This window comes from Pseudomonas sp. PMCC200344 (assembly GCF_030053095.1).
Lineage (GTDB): Bacteria > Pseudomonadota > Gammaproteobacteria > Pseudomonadales > Pseudomonadaceae > Aquipseudomonas > Aquipseudomonas svalbardensis.
On the sequence record NZ_CP125618.1, the window covers coordinates 4,890,001 to 4,911,086 of the forward strand.

Annotated in this window: 18 protein-coding genes, 4 tRNA genes, 1 rRNA gene and 1 riboswitch (1 of these 24 running past the window's edge); of the genes, 5 read left to right on the top strand and 18 right to left on the bottom strand. The window is 57.6% G+C overall.

What is annotated here, in order from left to right; genetic code table 11:
• Together QFW87_RS22405 and QFW87_RS22410 are read right to left on the bottom strand one after the other, a co-directional pair.
• Nucleotides 1-710: ribosomal RNA gene (locus QFW87_RS22405) — 16S ribosomal RNA — on the bottom strand; it reaches 829 nt to the left of the window's first position.
• An 807-nt stretch (nt 711-1,517) separates the two neighbouring features.
• Nucleotides 1,518-1,594: transfer RNA gene (locus QFW87_RS22410), tRNA-Arg, on the bottom strand.
• Nucleotides 1,595-1,886: 292 nt separating this feature from the next.
• Here QFW87_RS22410 and QFW87_RS22415 point away from each other — a divergent pair.
• Together QFW87_RS22415 and QFW87_RS22420 are read left to right on the top strand one after the other, a co-directional pair.
• Nucleotides 1,887-2,120, top strand: a complete 234-nt coding sequence (locus QFW87_RS22415; RefSeq protein WP_283181335.1) for a hypothetical protein — start codon at nt 1,887-1,889, stop codon at nt 2,118-2,120.
• Between the two features lie 22 nt (nt 2,121-2,142).
• A complete protein-coding gene (locus tag QFW87_RS22420; RefSeq protein ID WP_283188907.1) occupies nt 2,143-2,322 on the top strand; it encodes a PA3371 family protein in 180 nt (59 codons plus the stop codon).
• Here the strand turns inward: QFW87_RS22420 and phnN are convergent.
• Nucleotides 2,297-2,869 (bottom strand): phosphonate metabolism protein/1,5-bisphosphokinase (PRPP-forming) PhnN, encoded by a 573-nt coding sequence (gene phnN, locus QFW87_RS22425; protein WP_283188908.1) that lies wholly within the window; start codon nt 2,867-2,869, stop codon nt 2,297-2,299. The genes QFW87_RS22420 and phnN overlap by 26 nt on opposite strands.
• A 386-nt stretch (nt 2,870-3,255) precedes the next feature.
• Between phnN and QFW87_RS22430 the strand changes: the two genes are divergently transcribed.
• Nucleotides 3,256-3,582, top strand: a complete 327-nt coding sequence (locus QFW87_RS22430) for an Arc family DNA-binding protein (RefSeq protein WP_003178899.1) — start codon at nt 3,256-3,258, stop codon at nt 3,580-3,582.
• 105 nt (nt 3,583-3,687) lie between these two features.
• Here QFW87_RS22430 and mgtE read toward each other — a convergent pair whose 3' ends face one another.
• Entirely contained in the window at nt 3,688-5,130 is a 1,443-nt protein-coding gene (gene mgtE / locus QFW87_RS22435) for a magnesium transporter (protein ID WP_283181338.1), read from the bottom strand.
• Between the two features lie 320 nt (nt 5,131-5,450).
• On the opposite strand from mgtE, the gene QFW87_RS22440 reads away from it, so the two are divergent.
• On the top strand, nt 5,451-5,969 hold the full coding sequence (locus QFW87_RS22440) for a cell envelope protein SmpA (protein ID WP_283188909.1): 519 nt from the start codon (nt 5,451-5,453) through the stop codon (nt 5,967-5,969).
• Between the two features lie 19 nt (nt 5,970-5,988).
• Here QFW87_RS22440 and QFW87_RS22445 read toward each other — a convergent pair.
• The 7 genes from QFW87_RS22445 to ltaE all read right to left on the bottom strand — a co-directional run bounded on the left by QFW87_RS22445 (nt 5,989) and on the right by ltaE (nt 11,956).
• Nucleotides 5,989-6,065, bottom strand: a tRNA-Arg gene (locus tag QFW87_RS22445).
• Nucleotides 6,066-6,136: 71 nt separating this feature from the next.
• A tRNA-Arg gene (locus QFW87_RS22450) sits at nt 6,137-6,213 on the bottom strand.
• A 107-nt stretch (nt 6,214-6,320) separates the two neighbouring features.
• Nucleotides 6,321-6,411: transfer RNA gene (locus QFW87_RS22455), tRNA-Ser, on the bottom strand.
• A gap of 61 nt (nt 6,412-6,472) precedes the next feature.
• Nucleotides 6,473-6,661, bottom strand: coding sequence for a carbon storage regulator CsrA (gene csrA / locus QFW87_RS22460; protein WP_002554426.1), 189 nt, complete (start codon nt 6,659-6,661; stop codon nt 6,473-6,475).
• A 186-nt stretch (nt 6,662-6,847) separates the two neighbouring features.
• A complete protein-coding gene (locus QFW87_RS22465; RefSeq protein ID WP_031319071.1) occupies nt 6,848-8,089 on the bottom strand; it encodes an aspartate kinase in 1,242 nt (413 codons plus the stop codon).
• Nucleotides 8,090-8,180: 91 nt separating this feature from the next.
• Nucleotides 8,181-10,805: an alanine--tRNA ligase gene (gene alaS, locus QFW87_RS22470; protein WP_283188910.1), complete on the bottom strand. Its 2,625-nt coding sequence runs from the start codon at nt 10,803-10,805 to the stop codon at nt 8,181-8,183.
• A 146-nt stretch (nt 10,806-10,951) separates the two neighbouring features.
• Nucleotides 10,952-11,956 (bottom strand): low-specificity L-threonine aldolase, encoded by a 1,005-nt coding sequence (ltaE, locus tag QFW87_RS22475; RefSeq protein ID WP_283181341.1) that lies wholly within the window; start codon nt 11,954-11,956, stop codon nt 10,952-10,954.
• Nucleotides 11,957-12,151: 195 nt separating this feature from the next.
• Nucleotides 12,152-12,322, top strand: a riboswitch (FMN riboswitch).
• Nucleotides 12,323-12,424: 102 nt separating this feature from the next.
• Here ltaE and QFW87_RS22480 point away from each other — a divergent pair.
• Complete coding sequence (locus QFW87_RS22480; protein ID WP_007943897.1) at nt 12,425-12,934, top strand: 6,7-dimethyl-8-ribityllumazine synthase; 510 nt, start codon at nt 12,425-12,427, stop codon at nt 12,932-12,934.
• Between the two features lie 39 nt (nt 12,935-12,973).
• On the opposite strand, the gene astE is transcribed toward QFW87_RS22480, so the two are convergent.
• The 7 genes from astE to QFW87_RS22515 all read right to left on the bottom strand — a co-directional run bounded on the left by astE (nt 12,974) and on the right by QFW87_RS22515 (nt 20,885).
• The gene (gene astE / locus QFW87_RS22485; protein ID WP_134417948.1) at nt 12,974-13,984 is read right to left on the bottom strand and encodes a succinylglutamate desuccinylase; all 1,011 of its coding nucleotides are present in this window, start codon (nt 13,982-13,984) and stop codon (nt 12,974-12,976) included.
• Nucleotides 13,985-13,996: 12 nt separating this feature from the next.
• Nucleotides 13,997-14,284 carry a hypothetical protein gene (locus tag QFW87_RS22490; RefSeq protein ID WP_033056735.1) on the bottom strand — a complete coding sequence of 96 codons (288 nt, stop codon included), beginning with the start codon at nt 14,282-14,284 and terminating at the stop codon, nt 13,997-13,999.
• A gap of 20 nt (nt 14,285-14,304) precedes the next feature.
• On the bottom strand, nt 14,305-15,651 hold the full coding sequence (astB, locus tag QFW87_RS22495) for an N-succinylarginine dihydrolase (RefSeq protein WP_283181342.1): 1,347 nt from the start codon (nt 15,649-15,651) through the stop codon (nt 14,305-14,307).
• Nucleotides 15,652-15,853: 202 nt separating this feature from the next.
• Nucleotides 15,854-17,323: a succinylglutamate-semialdehyde dehydrogenase gene (astD, locus tag QFW87_RS22500; protein WP_283190942.1), complete on the bottom strand. Its 1,470-nt coding sequence runs from the start codon at nt 17,321-17,323 to the stop codon at nt 15,854-15,856.
• Nucleotides 17,320-18,345, bottom strand: coding sequence for an arginine N-succinyltransferase (astA, locus tag QFW87_RS22505; protein ID WP_283181343.1), 1,026 nt, complete (start codon nt 18,343-18,345; stop codon nt 17,320-17,322). Before astA ends, astD begins: the two co-directional genes overlap by 4 nt.
• Nucleotides 18,346-18,440: 95 nt before the next feature.
• The gene (aruF, locus tag QFW87_RS22510; RefSeq protein WP_008154316.1) at nt 18,441-19,460 is read right to left on the bottom strand and encodes an arginine/ornithine succinyltransferase subunit alpha; all 1,020 of its coding nucleotides are present in this window, start codon (nt 19,458-19,460) and stop codon (nt 18,441-18,443) included.
• A 204-nt stretch (nt 19,461-19,664) separates the two neighbouring features.
• On the bottom strand, nt 19,665-20,885 hold the full coding sequence (locus QFW87_RS22515) for an aspartate aminotransferase family protein (RefSeq protein WP_282482680.1): 1,221 nt from the start codon (nt 20,883-20,885) through the stop codon (nt 19,665-19,667).
• Nucleotides 20,886-21,086 lie beyond the last annotated feature (201 nt).

Sequence of the window (21,086 nt, forward strand, 5' to 3'; positions counted from 1 at the left end):
CCTTCCTATATCTACGCATTTCACCGCTACACAGGAAATTCCACCACCCTCTACCATACTCTAGCTTGTCAGTTTTGAATGCAGTTCCCAGGTTGAGCCCGGGGATTTCACATCCAACTTAACAAACCACCTACGCGCGCTTTACGCCCAGTAATTCCGATTAACGCTTGCACCCTCTGTATTACCGCGGCTGCTGGCACAGAGTTAGCCGGTGCTTATTCTGTCGGTAACGTCAAAACACTTACGTATTAGGTAAATGCCCTTCCTCCCAACTTAAAGTGCTTTACAATCCGAAGACCTTCTTCACACACGCGGCATGGCTGGATCAGGCTTTCGCCCATTGTCCAATATTCCCCACTGCTGCCTCCCGTAGGAGTCTGGACCGTGTCTCAGTTCCAGTGTGACTGATCATCCTCTCAGACCAGTTACGGATCGTCGCCTTGGTGAGCCATTACCTCACCAACTAGCTAATCCGACCTAGGCTCATCTGATAGCGCAAGGCCCGAAGGTCCCCTGCTTTCTCCCGTAGGACGTATGCGGTATTAGCGTCCGTTTCCGAGCGTTATCCCCCACTACCAGGCAGATTCCTAGGCATTACTCACCCGTCCGCCGCTCGCCACCAGGTACAAGTACCCGTGCTGCCGCTCGACTTGCATGTGTTAGGCCTGCCGCCAGCGTTCAATCTGAGCCATGATCAAACTCTTCAGTTCAAACATCTATGGGTTTTTAAGAAACCCTAAACTTGGCTCAGCAATCGTTGGTTACATCTTTGATTTCTCGCGGAGTAACTTGTGATGCTGATAATCTTGTTGACTATCAGTCTGACTCCACAAGCACCCACACGAATTGCTTGATTCAGTTGTTAAAGAGCGGTTGGTTAAGATCTTTCGTCTCAACCGAGGCGCGCACTCTACAGCATACGCCCTCAAGTAGCACCCTTAAAAACAGCTGATTTTATTAATAAAATCAATTGCTTAGGCCAAGAACAACATCAAGCTGCTCGTTAGCGGGAGGCAAATAATACAGGATTAAAATACGCGGTCAACCCCAGTCTAAAAATTCTTTTCCTTACCAATGAGCCTGGGTTACCACTATGAAAACTTCCAAGCCCCGTACAAAGCATCAGGGCAGCAGAAACCCAGACCACATCGTCACTGAAGCACCCCTTTTTTCGTTTTTGGCCGAGTTCAGACCTTGGCGAGCGCCAGCTTTGGGTTGTGGATTCAACCGGTCGATGCGACTGAGTGGCTAAATCGCTCAGCAGGCGCTTCGTAGTTTAGTGTTTTCCAAGGGCGACCAATAGAACAGCACTGCCCCCGGCAGACGCAATTGCGGCCAGAGCGAACTCATCAGCGTATCCATACCTCTCCTTAATAGAACGGAACGGTTATGAAAAAGCCCCGCCAGATATTTATCTGAGCGAGGCTTTTTTATGACTGAAGCAATCCGCTTGCACCCACCCTGCCCCATAAGGGTTTATCGGAGGGGTCATGAATTTCTAGAGGCATTGAATTATATGGTGTCCCAGGGCAGGTTCGAACTGCCAACCTTCCCCTTAGGAGGGGGATGCTCTATCCAATTGAGCTACTGAGACACAGATCGACCACGAAGAAACGCGATGCGATGGACGGCGTGCATGTTAACGGGCAGGCCTGCTTTTGTCATGTCGTCCGTTGGGCTTTTTAAGTGTAGGCAGTCGCCTCGCAGGAGCGTGGCTTTGTTTACCGTGCAAATTGCATCACCGCAAAAAGCCATCATTGCAAAATGCAATGCAGGCACTTCGGGTAAATATCTTAATTCATTGTTTTTAAAGGATTTAATTACCGTTAAACTCTTGGCATGCGGGCTGCTTTAGCTGTTCTCGAAGAACAACGGAGGCCAGCCTCATGAACAGCACCCTTTTACTCTCGAACGCGATCGCTCTGACGGTTCTGCTGGGCTTTCATTTTATCCCCGAGAGCGGTGCTGAGCCGGTTACTCAACGCATGCCTCATTACCTTCAGGTGCAAAGAGCGCCTCAACTGGCGGTTATGAGCGACCAGCGCAGCTTTGTCAGCCAAGAGGTGAGCCAAGAGGGCATTCTGCTGCCGGCTCAGTCTTCAGAACGTTTGGTATTTTGAATCACCCCATCAGGAGCACCGCATGTCCAAATCCGCCGCAGGGTTTTTCATCCTCGCTTTACTGAGCGGCATTCTTCATCTGTCAGTGGTCCAGGATACGGCCCTCACCCTGCCTTTGATTGCCAGCGTCGTGTTCGGTGCGCTGTTTGTGCTGGCGCTGATTGCCGGACGCAAAATCAAGTTCGATCCGGTACTGCGTTAATCTTCAACAGATCCAGCAGATTGGCAACTGTAGTGGACAGTTCGCCTGAATTGTCGAGTCGATGAATCTGCGTGTCACCGATTGAACCCTCTGCCGTGAATAACCCATTGCGATGCAGCCTTGCTTCAATTTCCGTAAAACTCTCGCGACCACGGCGCAGCAGACGCTCTCGCAGGACTTCATCATTGACCGTCAAAAGAACCGGCAACAGCGTTGGATACCGGTGCAGCGCTTCAGCCAGATGGCCACGAGAGCCGTTGACCAAGACATGTCGACCTTCATTGAGCCAATGATCTATTTCGATCGAAATACCGTAATCCAGACCATTGGCGTTCCAGCACAGCGCGAAATCGCCCTCGACCCTGTGTTGCTCGAACTCTTCCCGGGAAACGCCAATCGCATCCTCGCCCACTGATTCGGCCGAACGCGTGATGACCCGACGCACCACTTCACAATTGAGCGCCTGCAACGGCTCTCGAGCGGCTTCGATGAGGCTGTCCTTGCCGGACCCAGAAGGTCCCATCAAGTAAATCAGCCTGCCATCCATCCTGAAATCACCTCCCACTGCACGTCTTCCCCTAGTAAATCGGCCAATTGCCACTATCCTGTACAAGTAAGGAACACTGATCGAATCTGCACAGCATGCGCCTTCAGGCGTCCCAGGACATCACCTGTCGGGCAAGAGGAGGCGGTCAGTAATACGGACCAGGGCAAACTTTTCAAACCAGTCCGCATTTCTGATAATTGGTGCTGGCATAACGCCTTTATCCAGTTCAATATTTGTCACAGAATTGACGCCAATGAACTGGCTACTTTGAGGCATGATGCGAGCCTCTATCAATTCAGGTTGAACATTTGGCCAGACCGCTTGTCCTATCAGACATCCTGCGGCCAATCCCGAGAACCGCTCCCCTGAACTAACCGGTTAAATATATGCGCCCATTGAAACAGGCAATTTATTCCAGCCGTACGGCTGACAAGTTCGTCGTACGTCTGCCAGACGGAATGCGTGAACGCATTGCCGAGGTGGCTCGCAATCATCATCGCAGCATGAACTCCGAAATCATCGCGCGCCTTGAACAGAGCCTTATTCAGGAAGGCGCGTTGGGCGAAGAATTGAGCATGCGCCTGGACAGCCCGGAGCTGTCATTGCACGAACGTGAACTGCTGCAACGCTTCCGTCAACTCTCCCACCGTCAGCAGAACGCTCTTGTTTCGCTGATTGCGCATGATGCCGAAATGGCCGCAGACGCTTCCTGATTTCATCCGAAAGCTCAAGCCAGCTTAATCGCTGGCTTTTTTTTGCCTGAAATTCGGGCAAAAAAAAACCCGCCGATTGATTGGCGGGTTTCTAATGTCGATAAGTCAGAGCAGGAAGATCGTCGCCAACCCGAGAAAGATGAAAAACCCGCCGCTGTCCGTCATGGCGGTGATCATTACACTGGCGCCCATCGCCGGATCGCGTCCGAGGCGCGCCAGCGTCATGGGGATCAGCACGCCCATCAACGCCGCGAGCAACAGATTGAGCGTCATGGCGGCGGTCATCACCACGCCAAGGGACCAACTACCGTAAAGCAGGTAGGCCACCGCACCAATCACCCCACCCCACACCAAACCGTTGATCAAACCGACGGCCAGCTCCTTGCGCATCAGACGTGAGGTATTACCGGTACTCACCTGGTCCAGCGCCATGGCGCGAACGATCATGGTGATGGTCTGGTTACCCGAGTTGCCACCGATGCCCGCCACGATCGGCATCAATGCCGCGAGCGCCACCAGCTTCTCGATCGAACCTTCGAACAGGCCAATCACGCGAGAAGCAATGAATGCCGTAATCAGGTTCACCGCCAGCCAGGCCCAACGGTTACGCAGGGACTTCCAGACTGACGCAAAAATATCTTCCTCTTCACGCAGACCCGCCATGTTGAGAACTTCGTTTTCGCTCTCTTCACGAATCAGGTCGACCATTTCATCGATGGTCAGACGGCCGATCAGCTTGCCGTTCTTGTCGACCACGGGCGCCGAGATCAAGTCGTAACGTTCGAACGCCTGAGCAGCGTCATAGGCGTCTTCGTCCGGGTGAAAACTCACCGGGTCGCTGGCCATGACTTCCGAAACCTGTTTTTCCGGATCGTTGACCAGCAAACGCTTGATCGGCAGCACGCCCTTGAGCACGCCGTCGTAATCGACCACAAACAGTTTGTCGGTATGACCCGGTAGCTCCTTGAGCCGACGCAGGTAACGCAACACCACTTCGAGACTGACGTCCTCACGGATCGTCACCATCTCGAAGTCCATCAGCGCACCGACCTGCTCCTCGTCATAGGACAACGCGGAGCGAACGCGCTCACGCTGCTGACCATCGAGGGTTTCCATCAGCTCGTGGACGACGTCTCGCGGCAGCTCGGAGGCCAGGTCGGCAAGTTCGTCGGCGTCCATATCCTTGGCCGCAGCCAGCAGCTCGTGATCGTCCATGTCGGCGATCAGCGTTTCACGAACCGAATCAGATACTTCGAGCAGAATGTCGCCGTCGCGATCGGCCTTGACCAATTGCCAGAGCGTCAGACGATCGCCCAGCGGCAAGGCTTCAAGGATGTAGGCGACGTCGGCGGAGTGCAGATCATCGAGCTTGCGTTGCAGCTCGACGAGGTTTTGCCGGTGAACCAGGTTCTCGACCCGGTCGTGATGCGGACCTTCCTGACGATGAGTCAGGTCTTCGACCACCCGCTGACGCTGCAGCAGCTCAACAACTTGAGCGAGGCGGTCCTGCAAGCTTTCCTGCGTTTTCTTTACTTCAACTTCAGACATAGGCGAACTCCACTCCCAGCAGCGGGGCACGCCGGAAGGATCAATCAGTCAATTCATGATTGGAAAAATGGGGTACTGAGTAACTACTGGGTAAGTCCATGGAGGTATTCCACAAGCCCCGGCGGGGCTGACGGGCGCAATGATACACCGCCCGACGGTTTTAAACGTTAAAAAATCGTGGCTGAAACAAGCGCTTGCAAGACAAACCTGAGCACCGTCCTGATCCATGAAACTGCGACGACTCATCCTGAAAAGAAAACACACCACAGCCGAAAAATGTAACGACTACCCTTGAGATGGACCGTCATGGAGGACGTTTAATGCAATCGAATGCACATTATTTTTTATTGATTACCCTGCTCTGCCCGTCGCCCTGGGCGCTTGCCACGACCGTTCACCGCTGCGAGGCGGCCGACGGGCGCATTACCTTCACTACGTTGAGCTGTACGGCCGGAGACAGCCTTTCGCTACAGGATGTCCGCACCTTCACACCGGGCAGCACAACCGCTCTCATGCCAGAAGCCGAGAATCGCGAAACATCAGGTATGAAAATCAAAAGGAGAGATCCAACTGTCGTCGGCAAGACCGAGGACAAATGTGGAAACCTCATCAGCGCCAAAGAGCGCCGCGAAGCCATCATCAATCAGCGGATTGTCGCCGGCATGAGTCAGCAGGACGTCGAGAGCGCCCTTGGCAAACCAGACAAGATCAGTATTCGCAATTCAGCCACGAGCTACCGTTACGACACCCAGCGAGGTCGTAGCGCCCACGTCGAGTTCGATGAGAGAGGATGCACCAAAGGAAAAGCCAAATCCCAGACGGCAAAAAGCCCGCGTTAAACGCGGGCTTTTTGGTGTTTGGTGCACTCGACAGGATTCGAACCTGTGACCGCTCGGTTCGTAGCCGAGTACTCTATCCAGCTGAGCTACGAGTGCATTTGTGTTTTTATACCAGATCACAACTGGTTGAAGCTAAGTCATTCACATTACTGCAAACAACTCTTAAATGGTGCACTCGACAGGATTCGAACCTGTGACCGCTCGGTTCGTAGCCGAGTACTCTATCCAGCTGAGCTACGAGTGCATTTGTTGCCGCGCATTATAGGCCGTTTAATCTCTATGTAAAGCACTTTTTCTAGTAATTTCAAACACTTACCGAAGAAGCTAGATTACAACGTACTACGCAAATAATGGCGGAGAACGGGGGATTCGAACCCCCGACACCCTTTTGAGGTGTACTCCCTTAGCAGGGGAGCGCCTTCGGCCACTCGGCCAGCTCTCCGCAACACGGGGCGTATATTAACCAGCTTCTTCCCCGTTTGCAAACATAAAAACGATAAAAATTAATGGCTTGGTTCTTCGTCCTTCTCTTTCTTTATACGCAGGTAAATTTCCTCACGGTGGACCGCAACCTCTTTCGGGGCGTTGACACCGATACGCACTTGATTTCCTTTGACGCCGAGCACGGTCACGGTGATTTCGCCATCACCAATAATCAGGCTTTCTGCGCACCGACGAGTCAGAATCAGCATACCTTTCTCCTCACGCATTTCATTTCAGGGACAACAGTCTGCAAAAAAAAGGCACTCGACCTACAACCGGAGCGATCGCAGCCCTACATGCCTGAGTATTGACTAGCGCGAGCAAAAGAACAGCCTCAGGTCGCACCATTCAAAAAAACAAAGGGCGCGGTCAGACCGCGCCCTTCGGCAAACGCATCACTCGCCCTGTCGGGCCGGTGCGTCCAGTTCGAAAGCTGTGTGCAGCGCGCGCACAGCCAGTTCCAGGTACTTCTCTTCGATCACTACGGAGACTTTGATTTCCGAGGTCGAGATCATCTGGATGTTGATGCTTTCCTTGGCCAGGGATTCGAACATGCGGCTGGCCACGCCTGCGTGGGAACGCATGCCGACACCGACGATCGACACCTTGGCAATCTTGATATCGCCAACGACTTCACGGGCACCTATCTCGCGAGCGGTGTTTTCCAGCACGGTTTGCGCGGCCTGGAAATCATTGCGGTGCACGGTGAAGGTGAAGTCGGTGGTGTTATCGTGCGCAACGTTCTGCACGATCATGTCGACTTCGATGTTCGCGGCGCTGATAGGGCCGAGAATCTTGAATGCAACGCCCGGGGTGTCTGGCACGCCACGGATAGTCAGCTTGGCTTCATCGCGGTTGAAAGCGATGCCGGAAATGATCGGCTGTTCCATGGTTTCCTCTTCATCAATAGTAATGAGGGTGCCCGGACCCTCCTTGAAGCTGTGCAGTACGCGCAGCGGAACGTTGTACTTGCCGGCGAATTCCACCGCACGGATCTGCAATACCTTGGAACCGAGACTGGCCATTTCCAGCATCTCTTCGAAGGTAATCTTGTCCAGGCGCTGAGCCACGGACACCACACGCGGGTCGGTGGTATAGACGCCGTCGACGTCGGTGTAGATCTGGCATTCGTCAGCCTTCAAGGCTGCCGCCAGCGCCACGCCGGTGGTGTCGGAACCACCACGACCGAGGGTGGTGATGTTGCCGTGCTCGTCGACGCCCTGGAAGCCGGCGACAACGACCACACGACCAGCCTTCAGATCGCCACGAATCTTCTGGTCATCAATCTGCAAGATACGCGCTTTATTGTGCGCACTGTCCGTCAGAATCCGCACCTGATTGCCGGTGTAGGACACTGCTGGCACGCCGCGCTTGATCAGCGCCATGGCCAACAGTGCAATCGTCACCTGCTCACCGGTGGAGACGATCACGTCCAGCTCACGAGGAACCGGTTGGCCGTCGCCACTGATTTGCTTGGCCAGATCGATCAGACGGTTGGTTTCGCCGCTCATTGCAGACAGCACAACTACCAGGTCATCGCCGGCATCGCGGAATTTCTTAACCTTGTCGGCGACCTGCTCGATTCTCTCGACAGTGCCGACCGAGGTGCCTCCAAATTTCTGTACGATCAAAGCCATTTCAAAGCCGCCTCTGCCCATGAAGGGCGCCCAAATAATCACTCAAACAGCGTTCGGGTCCGCCACTAGACTGCGGGCCGGACACACTGCCTTATAAACCCTGCTCTACAAATGGAACAGTCAGGGCCAATGCCGCATCCAGTGCGCCAGCGTCAGTACCACCGCCCTGCGCCATGTCTGGACGACCACCGCCCTTCCCGCCCACTGCTGCAGCGGCTTGCTTCATCAAATCACCGGCTTTGAGTTGGCCAGTCAGGTCTTTGGTTACGCCTGCAACCAGAACGACCTTTTCCTCATGGACACTGCCGAGCAGGATCACTGCGCGGCCGAGTTTGTTTTTCAGTTGATCGACCAGCGCCAGCAGCGCCTTGCCGTCCTGACCGTCCAGACGCACGGCCAACACTTTCACGCCTTTGACATCCAGGGCAGAAGCCGACAGATCGTCGCCCGCCGCGCTGGCAGCCTTGGCCTGCAACTGCTCGAGTTGCTTCTCCAGCAGACGGTTGCGCTCCAGCACAGCCGACAGCTTGTCGATCAGGTTGTCGCGGCTACCCTTGACCAGGTTGGCCGCTTCCTTGAGTTGTTCTTCAGCAGCGTTCAAGTATGCCAGCGCCGCGGCGCCGGTGACCGCTTCGATACGACGCACGCCGGAAGCCACACCGCCTTCGCTGATAATCTTCAGCAGGCCGATGTCGCCAGTCCGGTTGGCGTGGATACCACCGCACAGCTCGACGGAGAAATCACCGCCCATGCTCAGTACGCGCACATTGTCGCCGTACTTCTCGCCGAACAGCGCCATGGCGCCCTTCTGCTTGGCGGTTTCGATATCGGTTTCTTCGGTTTCAACTTCGGAGTTCTTGCGAATCTCGGCGTTGACGATGTCTTCCAGCGCCTTCAACTGCTCAGGTTTGATGGCTTCGAAGTGGCTGAAGTCAAAGCGCAGGCGCTGACTGTCGACCAACGAACCTTTCTGCTGCACGTGATCGCCCAGCACCTGACGCAATGCCGCGTGCAGCAAGTGAGTCGCCGAGTGGTTCAACGAAGTCGCGTGACGCACTTCGGCATCAACATGAGTCTCTACCGGCGCACCAATGGTCAGGCTGCCCGAGGCCAGCACGCCGTGATGCAAGAAGGCGCCACCGGTTTTGGTGGTGTCGCGTACGTCAAAGCGCGCATTGCCGACCTGAAGGAAACCGCAGTCGCCAATCTGACCGCCGGATTCAGCGTAAAACGGCGTCTGGTTCAGTACGACCACACCCTCTTCGCCTTCGCTGAGTACGTCCACCGACTGGCCATCTTTATACAGACCAACGACTTTCGCCGAACCTTTAGTCGCTTCATAGCCGGTGAATTCGGTGGCCACATCAACCTTGACCAGGCTGTTGTAGTCCATGCCGAAGGAGCTGGCGGAACGGGCACGGACGCGCTGGGCTTCCATCTCGCGCTCGAAGCCTTCTTCGTCGATGGTCAGGCTGCGTTCGCGAGCGATGTCGCCGGTCAGGTCCATCGGGAAACCGTAGGTGTCGTAGAGTTTGAACACTACGTCGCCCGGCACCACGTCGCCTTTGAGTTCCGCCAGATCCTGCTCGAGGATTTTCAGGCCCTGCTCCAGGGTCTTGGCGAATTGCTCTTCTTCAGCTTTCAGTACGCGCTCGATGTGCGCTTGCTGGGATTTCAGCTCTGGGAAGGCTTCGCCCATCTCGGCGACCAGTGCCGCAACGATCTGGTAGAAGAAGCTGCCCTTGGCGCCCAGCTTGTTGCCGTGACGACAGGCGCGACGAATGATCCGGCGCAGCACGTAGCCGCGGCCTTCGTTGGACGGCAGCACGCCGTCGGCAATCAGGAAACCGCACGAGCGAATGTGGTCGGCGACGACTTTCAGGGACGCCTGATTGTCGTTGGTGCAGCCGATGGCCTTGGCCGATGCAATCAGCAGGCTCTGGAACAGGTCGACTTCATAGTTCGAGTGAACGTGCTGCAGCACGGCACTGATCCGCTCCAGGCCCATGCCGGTATCGACCGACGGCGCTGGCAGCGGGTGCAACACGCCATCGGCGGTGCGGTTGAACTGCATGAACACGTTGTTCCAGATTTCAATGTAACGGTCGCCATCTTCTTCCGGCGAGCCCGGAGGGCCGCCCCAGATGTCGGCGCCGTGATCGTAGAAAATCTCGGTGCAAGGACCGCACGGGCCGGTATCGCCCATGGTCCAGAAGTTATCGGACGCGTACGGCGCGCCTTTGTTGTCGCCGATACGAACCATGCGTTCGGCCGGAACGCCGATTTCTTTGGTCCAGATGTCGTACGCCTCGTCATCGCTGGCGTAGACGGTGACCCAGAGCTTTTCTTTCGGCAGGTTCAGCCACTTGTCGGACGTCAGGAAGTTCCAGGCGTAGGTGATGGCGTCACGCTTGAAATAATCACCGAAGCTGAAGTTACCCAGCATTTCGAAGAACGTGTGGTGACGGGCGGTATAACCGACGTTTTCCAGGTCGTTGTGCTTGCCGCCCGCGCGCACGCATTTCTGGCTGCTGACCGCGCGGGTGTACGCGCGCTTTTCCTGGCCCAGGAAGCAGTCCTTGAACTGGTTCATCCCCGCGTTAGTGAACAGCAGGGTTGGGTCGTTGCCCGGAATCAAAGAGCTGGAGGCTACACGGGTGTGGCCTTGCTCTTCGAAGAAGCGAAGGAAGGCTTCACGGATTTCTGCGCTTTTCATTAGGTTCTTCCACGGAGGCTGCGGCCAAAGGCCTGTGCGAAACGTCAACAGACGAAGCGACGGCAAAGGGCCGCATTATATCGGCCCTGCGCGCGGGGTACAGCGTGTTTATACGATAGAAACGGTCAATTGGACCGCTAACGCTATCAGTTGCGCGAAAACTCGACGAATGTCGCGACGACCTGCTCGATTTGAGCGCGACTGACGTCCATGTGCGTGACCATGCGCAGACGTCCGGCAGCGCTCAGCTTGATCCCGCGTTCGGCGGCAAACGCCTTGATGGCCTCGGCCTTGTCGCCCATCTGCACGTAAACCATATTGGTCTGCACCGGCTCGACCTCGTAACCCGCGGCTCGCAAGCCTTCGGCCAGCAACTGCGCATTGGCGTGGTCGTCAGCCAGACGCTGAACATTATTATCCAGCGCGTACAAACCCGCCGCCGCCAGGATCCCGGCTTGGCGCATGCCGCCGCCGACCATCTTGCGCAGACGCCGCGCCTTTCCGATCAACTCGACCGAGCCGCACAGCACCGAACCGATCGGCGCGCCCAGGCCTTTGGACAGGCAGACCGAGACGGAATCAAAGTGCTGAGTAATTTCACGGGCATCGACACCCAATTTGACCGCCGCGTTGTACAGCCGCGCGCCGTCCAGGTGCAGCTGCAACCCATGTTCACGGGTAAAGCTTCGAGCCTGCGCCAGATACTCCAGCGGCAAAACCTTGCCCTGCATGGTGTTTTCCAGCGCGAGCAAACGGGTGCGGGCGAAGTGGAAGTCATCCGGTTTAATCGCGGCCGCGGCGTGCGCCAGGTCCAGCGAGCCGTCGGCCTGCACTTCCAGCGGTTGTGGCTGGATCGAACCCAGCACCGCCGCACCGCCGCCTTCGTACTTATAGGTGTGAGCCTGCTGGCCAACGATGTACTCGTCACCGCGCTCACAGTGGGCCATCAAGCCCAGCAGATTGCTCATGGTGCCCGTAGGGACAAACAGCGCCGCAGCAAAACCCAACCGTTTTGCCAGTTCGGCTTCCAGACGATTGACCGTCGGATCTTCGCCGTAAACGTCGTCACCCGTGGCCGCGCTGGCCATCGCGTCGAGCATCCCTGCGGTCGGTTGGGTGACGGTGTCGCTGCGAAGATCAATAACGCTCATGAATCTGGCCTCGGTAAGCAGGGAAAATCCCTTTCAGTCAGGAGTTACTGCGGTCATGCAGACGAATAATCAACCCTTGGGCAGGAAAAGGCTTCCTGAAACGACGAAAAAGTCGATAGCAATCATCAGATAGCAGCAATGCACAGGTGAGAAATATGTGTTAAAAACGCTTCGCCGCCAAACAATCTGGCGGCAAAACGTTCTCAGGGCGGGGTGCAACTCCCCACCGGCGGTAATTGCGCGCAATGCGCATAGCCCGCGAGCGCTTGGCGACAGGCACGGCAATGGCTGTGATGGCGGCAAGGTCAGCAGACCCGGTGTGATCCCGGGGCCGACGGTCATAGTCCGGATGAAGAGAGAACGGGATTGGCGCCAAAGGGCCGTCCGCAGGCATTCGTGCGAGCGTGCGTACCCTTAAATCCCATTCGATTCATATGCCCTGTTTTTTACATAAACAGGAGTCAGAACATGCAACCCACCGCAATCGATAGCAAAAGCAAAAACCATCAAGGCGAGCGCGTTGCGTTCATCCAGGCCTGCTGGCACAAGGAAATCGTCGATCAGAGCCGTAAGGGCTTTGTGGCCGAAATGATTGCTCAGGGTTATCAGGAATCGGAGATCGATTTCTTCGAAGTCGGCGGTGCCTTTGAAATACCGCTGCACGCCAAGCTGCTGGCCAAGTCCGGTCGTTATGCCGGTATTGTCGCGGCGGGCCTGGTGGTCGACGGCGGGATCTACCGCCACGAATTCGTCGCCCAGTCGGTGATCAGCGGCTTGATGCAGGTTCAGCTGGAAACCGAAGTGCCGGTGTTCTCGGTGGTCCTGACCCCGCACCACTTCCATGCAGGCGAAGAACATCAGAAGTTCTTCTTCGAGCACTTTGTGCATAAAGGCCAGGAAGCGGCGAAGACGTGCGCGGATACGTTGCACAAGATGCGAGCGCTGCGTCGTAGCGAGCCTCGCGCGGTAGCCGTCTAGTTGAATGATCGTTCCCACGCTCTGCGTGGGAACGATCAGTTAAGCGAGGTTTTCGTCGGTAGTCGGCACAATCAGGATGCCGGCGCGCAGGCCGTTCTTGACCTTGGGGTTCGGGAAGATGATCCGGGCACCCTCCTCCTCAATGATCCACCGGGTCTGGGCGATGTCTTCGGCCAGCAAGTAACCCACTTCCAACTCCGAAAAGTTCTCGATGTCCGCTGGCAGGTTCAGGCGGAAGCTATCGCTGTGCTTGATGATTTCTCGCGCCACGCTATACAGCTGCAAACCGTCCAGCGCCTCTTCGGTCTGGGCCGGCTCGTTGCCTTCGATGATCTGTTTGAGGCGAGTTTCCAGCAGATCGACGTTGACCCCATCGTTCTGCCCGAATGGCCGCGCCTTGCCCAACTCGAGGGTAAAGGACTCCGCACCGAGCTTGTCGTAGGTATAGGAGCTGAAAACGATGGACGGCTTGTTTTGCAGCAGCACCGCTTCCATGCCGGCGGCACGCAGACGCGCCAGTTCCAGGCGTGAATGCTGACGGCCTTCTTTCCAGGGATACAGCGCGAACTGCTCGATTTTCGAACCGCGAATGGCCGTGTGCAGGTCGTAGTGCAGACGGTTGCGATCCGGCAGGCTGAAGAAACTCGCCGCCAGCCGCTCCAGTTCACAGGCGCGCAGGGCTTCGGAGCCACTGCTTTGTTCGTGACGGCCGTTGAACAGCCGGTTGACGTCCTGCTCGATGAAACGCTCGCCTTTGCGAATCGCTTCCGGGTTGCCGAACAGGAACAGGATACGTGCGCGCGGTTTCAAATCACCGCGGGCGAGGTCATGCAACAGGCGATCAAGCAACTCGATCGGCGCTGTTTCGTTGCCATGGATGCCGGCCGATAGCAGCAGGTCCAGGCCGTTGTCGCGAGCTTCAGGTGGCCGGACTTCCAGCGCACCTTCGCTCAACCAGCGCATGCGCACGCCTTCGACAGTCAGTTGAGTCTTCTCCGCCGGTTCGCGGCCGGCGAGGGTCAGTTCAAGCAGTTTGCCGAGGGCGAGCATAGAGCGGTTTCCTTAGTGGTCGTGTGCGCAATCCGGGCCGTGCACGTGGTCTTCGTCACCGACTTCAGCCGGTTCCATTTCCAGTTGCAGACTTACCAGATTAGTCGCCAATGGGCGCAGCAGCAGGTTTGCGTATTCAGCGTCACCTTCCTCGACGTCCACGCCGATCAGCAATTGGCCGCGGCCGTCCTGCTGGATCCACAGCTCTTTGCCTTGCCACATGACCGCGACGCGGGTGCAGGAAGTTTCCAGTTGCGTGCCGTCGGTGTCTTCAAGGATCAGCTGCAGGGTATCGCTCATGTTTTTTACGCTCTCGACGTTCAATTGATCTGGAATGGATAAACCGCGCCCAGTTTAAGGATTTGCGTCAGTTCATCCAGTGCCGTCCGGCACTCAAGCAGCAATTGCGGGTCCGCGAGATCGTTTTCGGTCATGCGGTCGCGGTAGTGCTTGTCGACCCATTCGGTCAGCGTGCCGTACAACGGTGCCGTCATGATAACCCCTGGGTTGACGGCCGCCAGTTCGGTTTCGTTGAGCGCGACGCGCAGTCGCAGGCAAGCCGGGCCGCCGCCGTTCTGCATGCTCTGCTTCAAATCGAACACTTTCACTTCGCGGATCAGGCCGCCGGAGCTGGTCAAACCTTGCAGGTACTGCCAGACACGCGCGTTGCCACGGCATTCTTCCGGCACGATCAACAGCATCGAGCCGTCAGGACGCGACAGCAGTTGGCTATTGAACAGGTAGGAACGAACGGCGTCTTCCACGGTTACCGCTGAACGAGGTACGCAGATCGACTGAAATTTGCCACCGACTTTGGCGAGTTTGCTTTGCAATTCAGCCAGCATTTTGTCGGTGTCGAGGAACGCGTCCTCGTGATAGAACAAAACTTCGCCGTTACCCACCGCGATCACATCGTTGTGGAACACGCCCTGATCGATCACCGAAGGGTTCTGCTGAGCGTAGACCACGCCGTCATCGCTCAAGCCGTGCAGGCGGGCAACCGCCTGGGAGGCTTCGAGGGTCTGGCGGGCCGGGTATTTCTGCGGTGCAGGGTAACGGGTGTCGAACGCGCTGCGACCGAACACGAAGAACTCGACGCCTGCTTCGCCGTATTCACGGCAGAAACGGGTGTGGTTGGCTGCGCCCTCGTCCCCGAACTGCGCCACGGCTGGCAATGCAGCGTGGTGAGCGAAGTGTTTCTGGTCAGCGAACATTGCCCCCAGCACGCGACTGGTGGTCGGGTGTTCGATGCTGCGGTGATACTTGCAGTTCAGGTTGGCCGCGGTGAAATGCACACGGCCATCCGCGGTGTCGGCGCTCGGGCTGACGGTGGCGGCGTTGGCCACCCACATGCTCGACGCCGAGCAACTGGCCACCAGCAACGGCATTGCATCTTTAGCCGCCTGCTCAATCACCTGAGCGTCGGTGCCGCTGAAACCCAAACGACGCAGGGCTGCCACGTCCGGGCGTTCCTGTGGTGCCAGCACGCCCTGTTGAAAGCCCATTTCCATCAGCGATTTCATTTTCGCCAGGCCTTGCAGCGCGGCTTCCTTCGGGTTCGAAGACTGCTGGCTGTTGCTCTGGGACGCGACGTTGCCGTAGGACAAACCGCCGTAGTTATGGGTCGGCCCCACTAGACCGTCAAAATTGACTTCATAGGATTTCATCAGCGAGGCTCCACGAATCTGTTTTTTATAGGCATCAGTAAAAATGACTGGAATGCGAACTGTGTAGCAGCTGCCGCAGGCTGCGTTCGGCTGCGAAGCAGTCGCGATTGCGGTATCCACGATTCTGATTCAGAAACACCGGTATACCGATTTACGACTGCTACGCAGCCGAACGCAGCCTTCGGCAGCTGCTACATAATCCCTACGAAAGCTTCACGCCCGGGGTTAGCGCGGCAGGCAAGGTCAGGCTCGGGGTTTCCAGCGAAGCGACCGGGTACGCGCAGTAATCTGCCGCGTAGTAGGCGCTGGCGCGGTGGTTGCCCGAGGCGCCGACACCGCCGAATGGCGCGCTGCTTGCAGCACCGGTCAGCTGTTTGTTCCAGTTGACGATGCCAGCACGGCTTTCCAGCCAGAACTGCTGATAACGCGCTTCGGAATCCGACAGCAGACCGGCCGCCAGGCCATAGTCGGTGTCGTTGGCTTCAGCGATCGCCGCCTCAAAATCAGCGTAGCGGATCACTTGCAGCAGCGGGCCGAACAGCTCTTCATCAGGGCGATCAGCCACTGCCGTTACGTCCAGAATGCCTGGGGTCAGCAAGGCAGCTTGAGCTTGTGGCTGAGTCATTTCCAGCAGCGCGACTGCGCCGTTGCCGAGCAGATGCTCTTGCGCATCCATCAGTGCTTTCGCAGCGCCGAGAGAAATCACCGAGCCCATGAACGGTGCCGGTTGCTGATCAAACGCGCCGACTTCAATCGTACGGCTGACCGCCACCAGACGCGCCAGCAGTGTGTCGCCCCAGGCGCCCTGCGGCACCAGCAAGCGGCGGGCACAGGTGCAACGCTGACCAGCGGAAATGAACGCAGACTGGATGATGGTGTAAACGGCAGCATCGAGGTCTGCGACCTGATCAACGACCAGCGGGTTGTTACCGCCCATTTCCAGCGCGAGGATCTTGTCCGGACGACCGGCAAACTGTTGATGCAGGTGATTGCCGGTGCGGCTGGAGCCGGTGAAGAACAAGCCATCGATCCCCGGATTCGCCGCCAGGGCGATACCGGTTTCGCGAGCGCCCTGCAGCAGGTTCAACACGCCTGCCGGCAGACCGGCTTCGATCCAGCACTTGACCGTCAGCTCGGCGACTTTCGGCGTCAGCTCGCTGGGTTTGAACAGCACGCTATTACCGGCCAGCAGCGCCGGCACGATGTGACCGTTCGGCAAGTGACCAGGGAAGTTGTAAGGCCCGAACACCGCGACCACACCGTGTGGCTTATGGCGCAACACGGCGGTGGCGTCGCCCAACGGGCCGCTCTTCTCGCCGGTACGTTCGCGGTAGCTCTGCACCGAGATCGCAATCTTGTTGACCATGCTGGTGACTTCGGTCGCCGCTTCCCACAAAGGTTTGCCGGTTTCCTCACCGATAGTGCGAGCCAGTTCGTCAGCATTGTTCTTCAGCGCGGCGGCAAAGGCCTCCAGCACGGTGATGCGCTCTTCCAGGGTACGTCGGGCCCAGCTCGGGAATGCCTGGCGCGCGGCTTGCACGGCCGATTCAACCTGAGCAGGGGTAGCGCCTTCGCCGGCCCACAGCACTTGCTGGGTTACCGGGTTCAGCGACTGAAAGGCTTCACCCTGGCCGGCCAACCATTCACCTGCGATGTATAGCGAATTCATTATTTCGACTCCCTGGCAGCGGACAACGGAACGGCGCGCACTTGATCGCCGGCGTTGAGTTGAAGACGTTTGGCGGTCAGCGGATCGACCACCAGCGTGCCGGCGGCGAAACGTGCAGGAGCAGCAGTGATCCGGCAGTCATCGCGTTTGCGGTTATGAATCAGGAACGGTGTGGCGTCGTCACCCGGCGTGCCGATGGCCAGCACCAGCGCCTGGCTGTCGCGAATTGCGCGGATCTTGCCGGTTTCGCACTCCACCGCAGGACCGGCGTCGAAGATGTCGACGTAGCCCTGATAGCTGAAGCCTTCGCTTTTAAGCATGGCCAGCGCCGGCTCGGTGTCCGGATGAACCTGGCCGATCACGTTGCGTGCATCTTCCGACAGGAAGCAGGTGTACAACGGGAATTTCGGCATCAGTTCGGCGATGAACGCCTTGTTGCCCACGCCTGTCAGGTAGTCAGCCTGGCTGAATTCCATCTTGAAGAAGTGACGCCCCAGACTTTCCCAGAACGGCGAACGCCCGGCTTCGTCGGACATGCCGCGCATCTCGGCGATGATCTTGTTGCCGAACAGCTGCGGGAACTCGGCGATGAACAGCATCCGCGCCTTGGCCAGCATGCGACCGTTGAGGCCGGTGCGATAGTCGGCGTGCAGGAACAGCGAGCACAGCTCGGAGTTACCGGTCAGGTCATTGGCCAGGAACAGCGTTGGAATTTCGCGATAGATGTTCAACTCTTGCGAAGCGCTGACGGTCAAGCCAACCCGGAAGTTGTACCAAGGCTCACGCAGACCGACGGCACCGGCAATGGCGGAAATACCCACCACACGGCCGTCATCGTCTTCGAGCACGAACAGGTAGTCCGCATCGCCCCGCCCGGCTTCGCCGCGGAAGGTCTTCTCGGCCCAGCCGACCCGATGGGCCAGACGTTCTTCGTTGGCCGGCAAGGTGGTCAGGCCGGTGCCGGTGCTGCGGGCCAGGTCGATCAGAGCGGGTAAATCGCTGCTGCGTACGGGACGAACGATCATGCTATCTCCTCAAACGGGCCGCTTGCGCCACCCGTGAAACTCGCTGCTTTTTAGGCATTCTTTCCAAGCAATCTTTCCAGGCGTAGCAGCAGGTGTTAAACCGCCACCAGGCGCACGCTGGCACCTTCGCCTACGCCCAAGGCTTCGGCCGCTTCAAGATCCAGGGTCACGGGTTTGCCCGGCGCGTAATCGAGCTCAAGCAAAACGGCGCGGTAATCCTGCAACTGAGCGTTGGCCACCAGGTACTGACGACCGGCGCCTTTGACCGGCTCGCCGATTTTCACCGGGACTACACGGCTCTGAGCGATCGAACGGATCCCCGAGACACGGGCATGCAGGGTCGGGCCGCCGTCGAAAATGTCGATGTAGTGATCGGTCTCGAAGCCTTCGCGCATCAGTATGTCGAAGGTGATCTGCGCGCGCGGGTGCACCTGACCCATCGCCTCTTGAGCGGAGTCCGGCAGCAACGGCACATAGATCGGGTAATGCGGCATCAACTCGGCCAGGAACGTCCGGCTCTTCAGACCGCACAGACGCTCGGCAGCGGCGTAGTTGAGGTCGAAGAAATTACGGCCAATTGCATCCCAGAACGGCGAATCACCGTTTTCATCGCTATAACCGACGATCTCGGTCACCACAGAATCGGCGAAACGCTCCGGATGGCTGGCCACGAACAGCAAGCGACCCCGGGAGTTGAGTTCCGACCAAGCCGACCCCACCAGCTCCGGCAGCACGTAGAAACTGGTCAGCAAACTGTTGCCGGTCAGGTCGTGGCACTGGGAGAGCACGTGGATCTTGTTGTGAATCTTCAGCTCGCGAGAGGCGTGCACAAAGGTTTCATTACGGAAGCTGTAGAACGGCTCGGAATAGCCGGCCGACGCAACAATGGCCGAGCAACCCACCAGTTTGCCGGTGGCGGTGTCTTCGAGGACGAAGAAATAGCTCTCTTCACCGTTGAAGCTGACTTCGGCGGCGAACGAGGCTTCGCTTGCTGCGATCTTGTCGCTCAGGCGTTCAACGTCATCCGGCAAGGAAGTGACACCAATCGGGCTGTCCGCAGCCAGACGCTGTACCTCGCCCAGATCAGCCATTTGCGCGGGGCGCATCACCAGCATGGTGTCACTCCTTTCTCGAAAAACTCTTTTGGGGGAAATAAGCCGAACCCTTGTAGGAGCGAAGCTTGCTCGCGAAGGCGGTGTGTCAGCCGTTGATGACGGTGGCTGACACGACCCATTCGCGAGCAAGCTTCGCTCCTACAGAGAGCGGGTACGGCATAAAAATGGGTTCGACGCCTGAAATGTCAGGCGTCGAAATAACTATCAGGCTTGAGTCAGTTTCGCCGCGGCGCGCTCGAAACGATCCAGACCGGCATCGATATCGGCGTCTTCAACCACCAGGCTTGGCGCGAAACGAACCACGTCCGGGCCGGCTTGCAGAATCATCAGGCCTTCTTTTTCAGCGGCGTTGAAGATGTCCTTGGCCTTGCCTTTCCAGGCATCGTTCAGCACGCAACCGATCAACAGGCCCATACCACGGACCTGGGTAAACAGGCCGTATTTCTCGCCGATCTGCTCCAGGCGAGCCTTGAACTTGTCGTGCTTGGCGTTGACGCCGGCCAGCACTTCAGGGGTATTAACCACGTCGATCACAGCTTCAGCGACAGCGCATGCCAGCGGATTACCGCCGTAGGTGGTGCCGTGAGTGCCGACGACCAGGTGTTTGGCCAGGTCTTCAGTGGTCAGCATCGCGGCGATCGGGAAACCACCGCCCAGGCTCTTGGCGCTGGTCAGGATGTCCGGCGTCACGCCGTAATGCTGGTAGGCGAACAGCTTGCCGCTGCGGCCCATGCCGGTTTGCACTTCGTCGAAAATCAGCAGCGCGTTGTGCGCGGTGCACAGTTCACGGGCGCCTTGCAGGTACTCGAGTTCGGCCGGGATCACACCGCTCTCGCCCTGGATTGGTTCCAGGACCACAGCGCAAGTCTTGTCAGAGATGGCGGCTTTCAGCGCAGCCAGATCGTTGAACGGCACGTGGGTGATGCCGGTGATCTTCGGACCGAAGCCATCGGAATACTTCGACTGACCACCGACGTTCACGGTGAACAGGGTACGGCCGTGGAAGCTGTTGAGCGCGGCGATGATTTCGTACTTCTCGCTGCCGAAACGATCGAAACCGACGCGACGGGCCAGCTTGAAGGCGGCCTCGTTGGCTTCGGCGCCGGAGTTGCAGAAGAACGCGCGATCGGCAAACGTAGCGTCGATCAGCTTATGCGCCAGGCGCAAGGCCGGCTCATTGGTGAAGACGTTGGACACGTGCCACAGTTTGTTCGCCTGCTCGGTCAAGGCACTGACCAGCGCCGGGTGCGCATGGCCCAATACGTTAACGGCAATCCCGCCGGCGAAGTCGATCAGCTCGCGGCCAGACTGGTCCCAGACGCGGGAACCGGCGCCACGCACAGGGATGAATGCGGCAGGCGCGTAGTTGGGAACCATTACCTGGTCGAAATCGGCGCGTTGTACCGCAGCGTGCTCAACGGACATCGGAGTCTCCTGATGAGGAACACTCGCCTGAAACTGGCGAGCGATGGGGGGATTGTAAGGACAGTTTTCAGCCCGGCCTTGCCGCCAAGCGACAACTTCTTATAGCGCAAACCCCGGTTTCAGCCGGGTTTACGGCAATGCGACATATAGCGTCGCAAAGGCGCAGTTTAAACTGCCGACACAGGTTATAGGCAGGGTTGT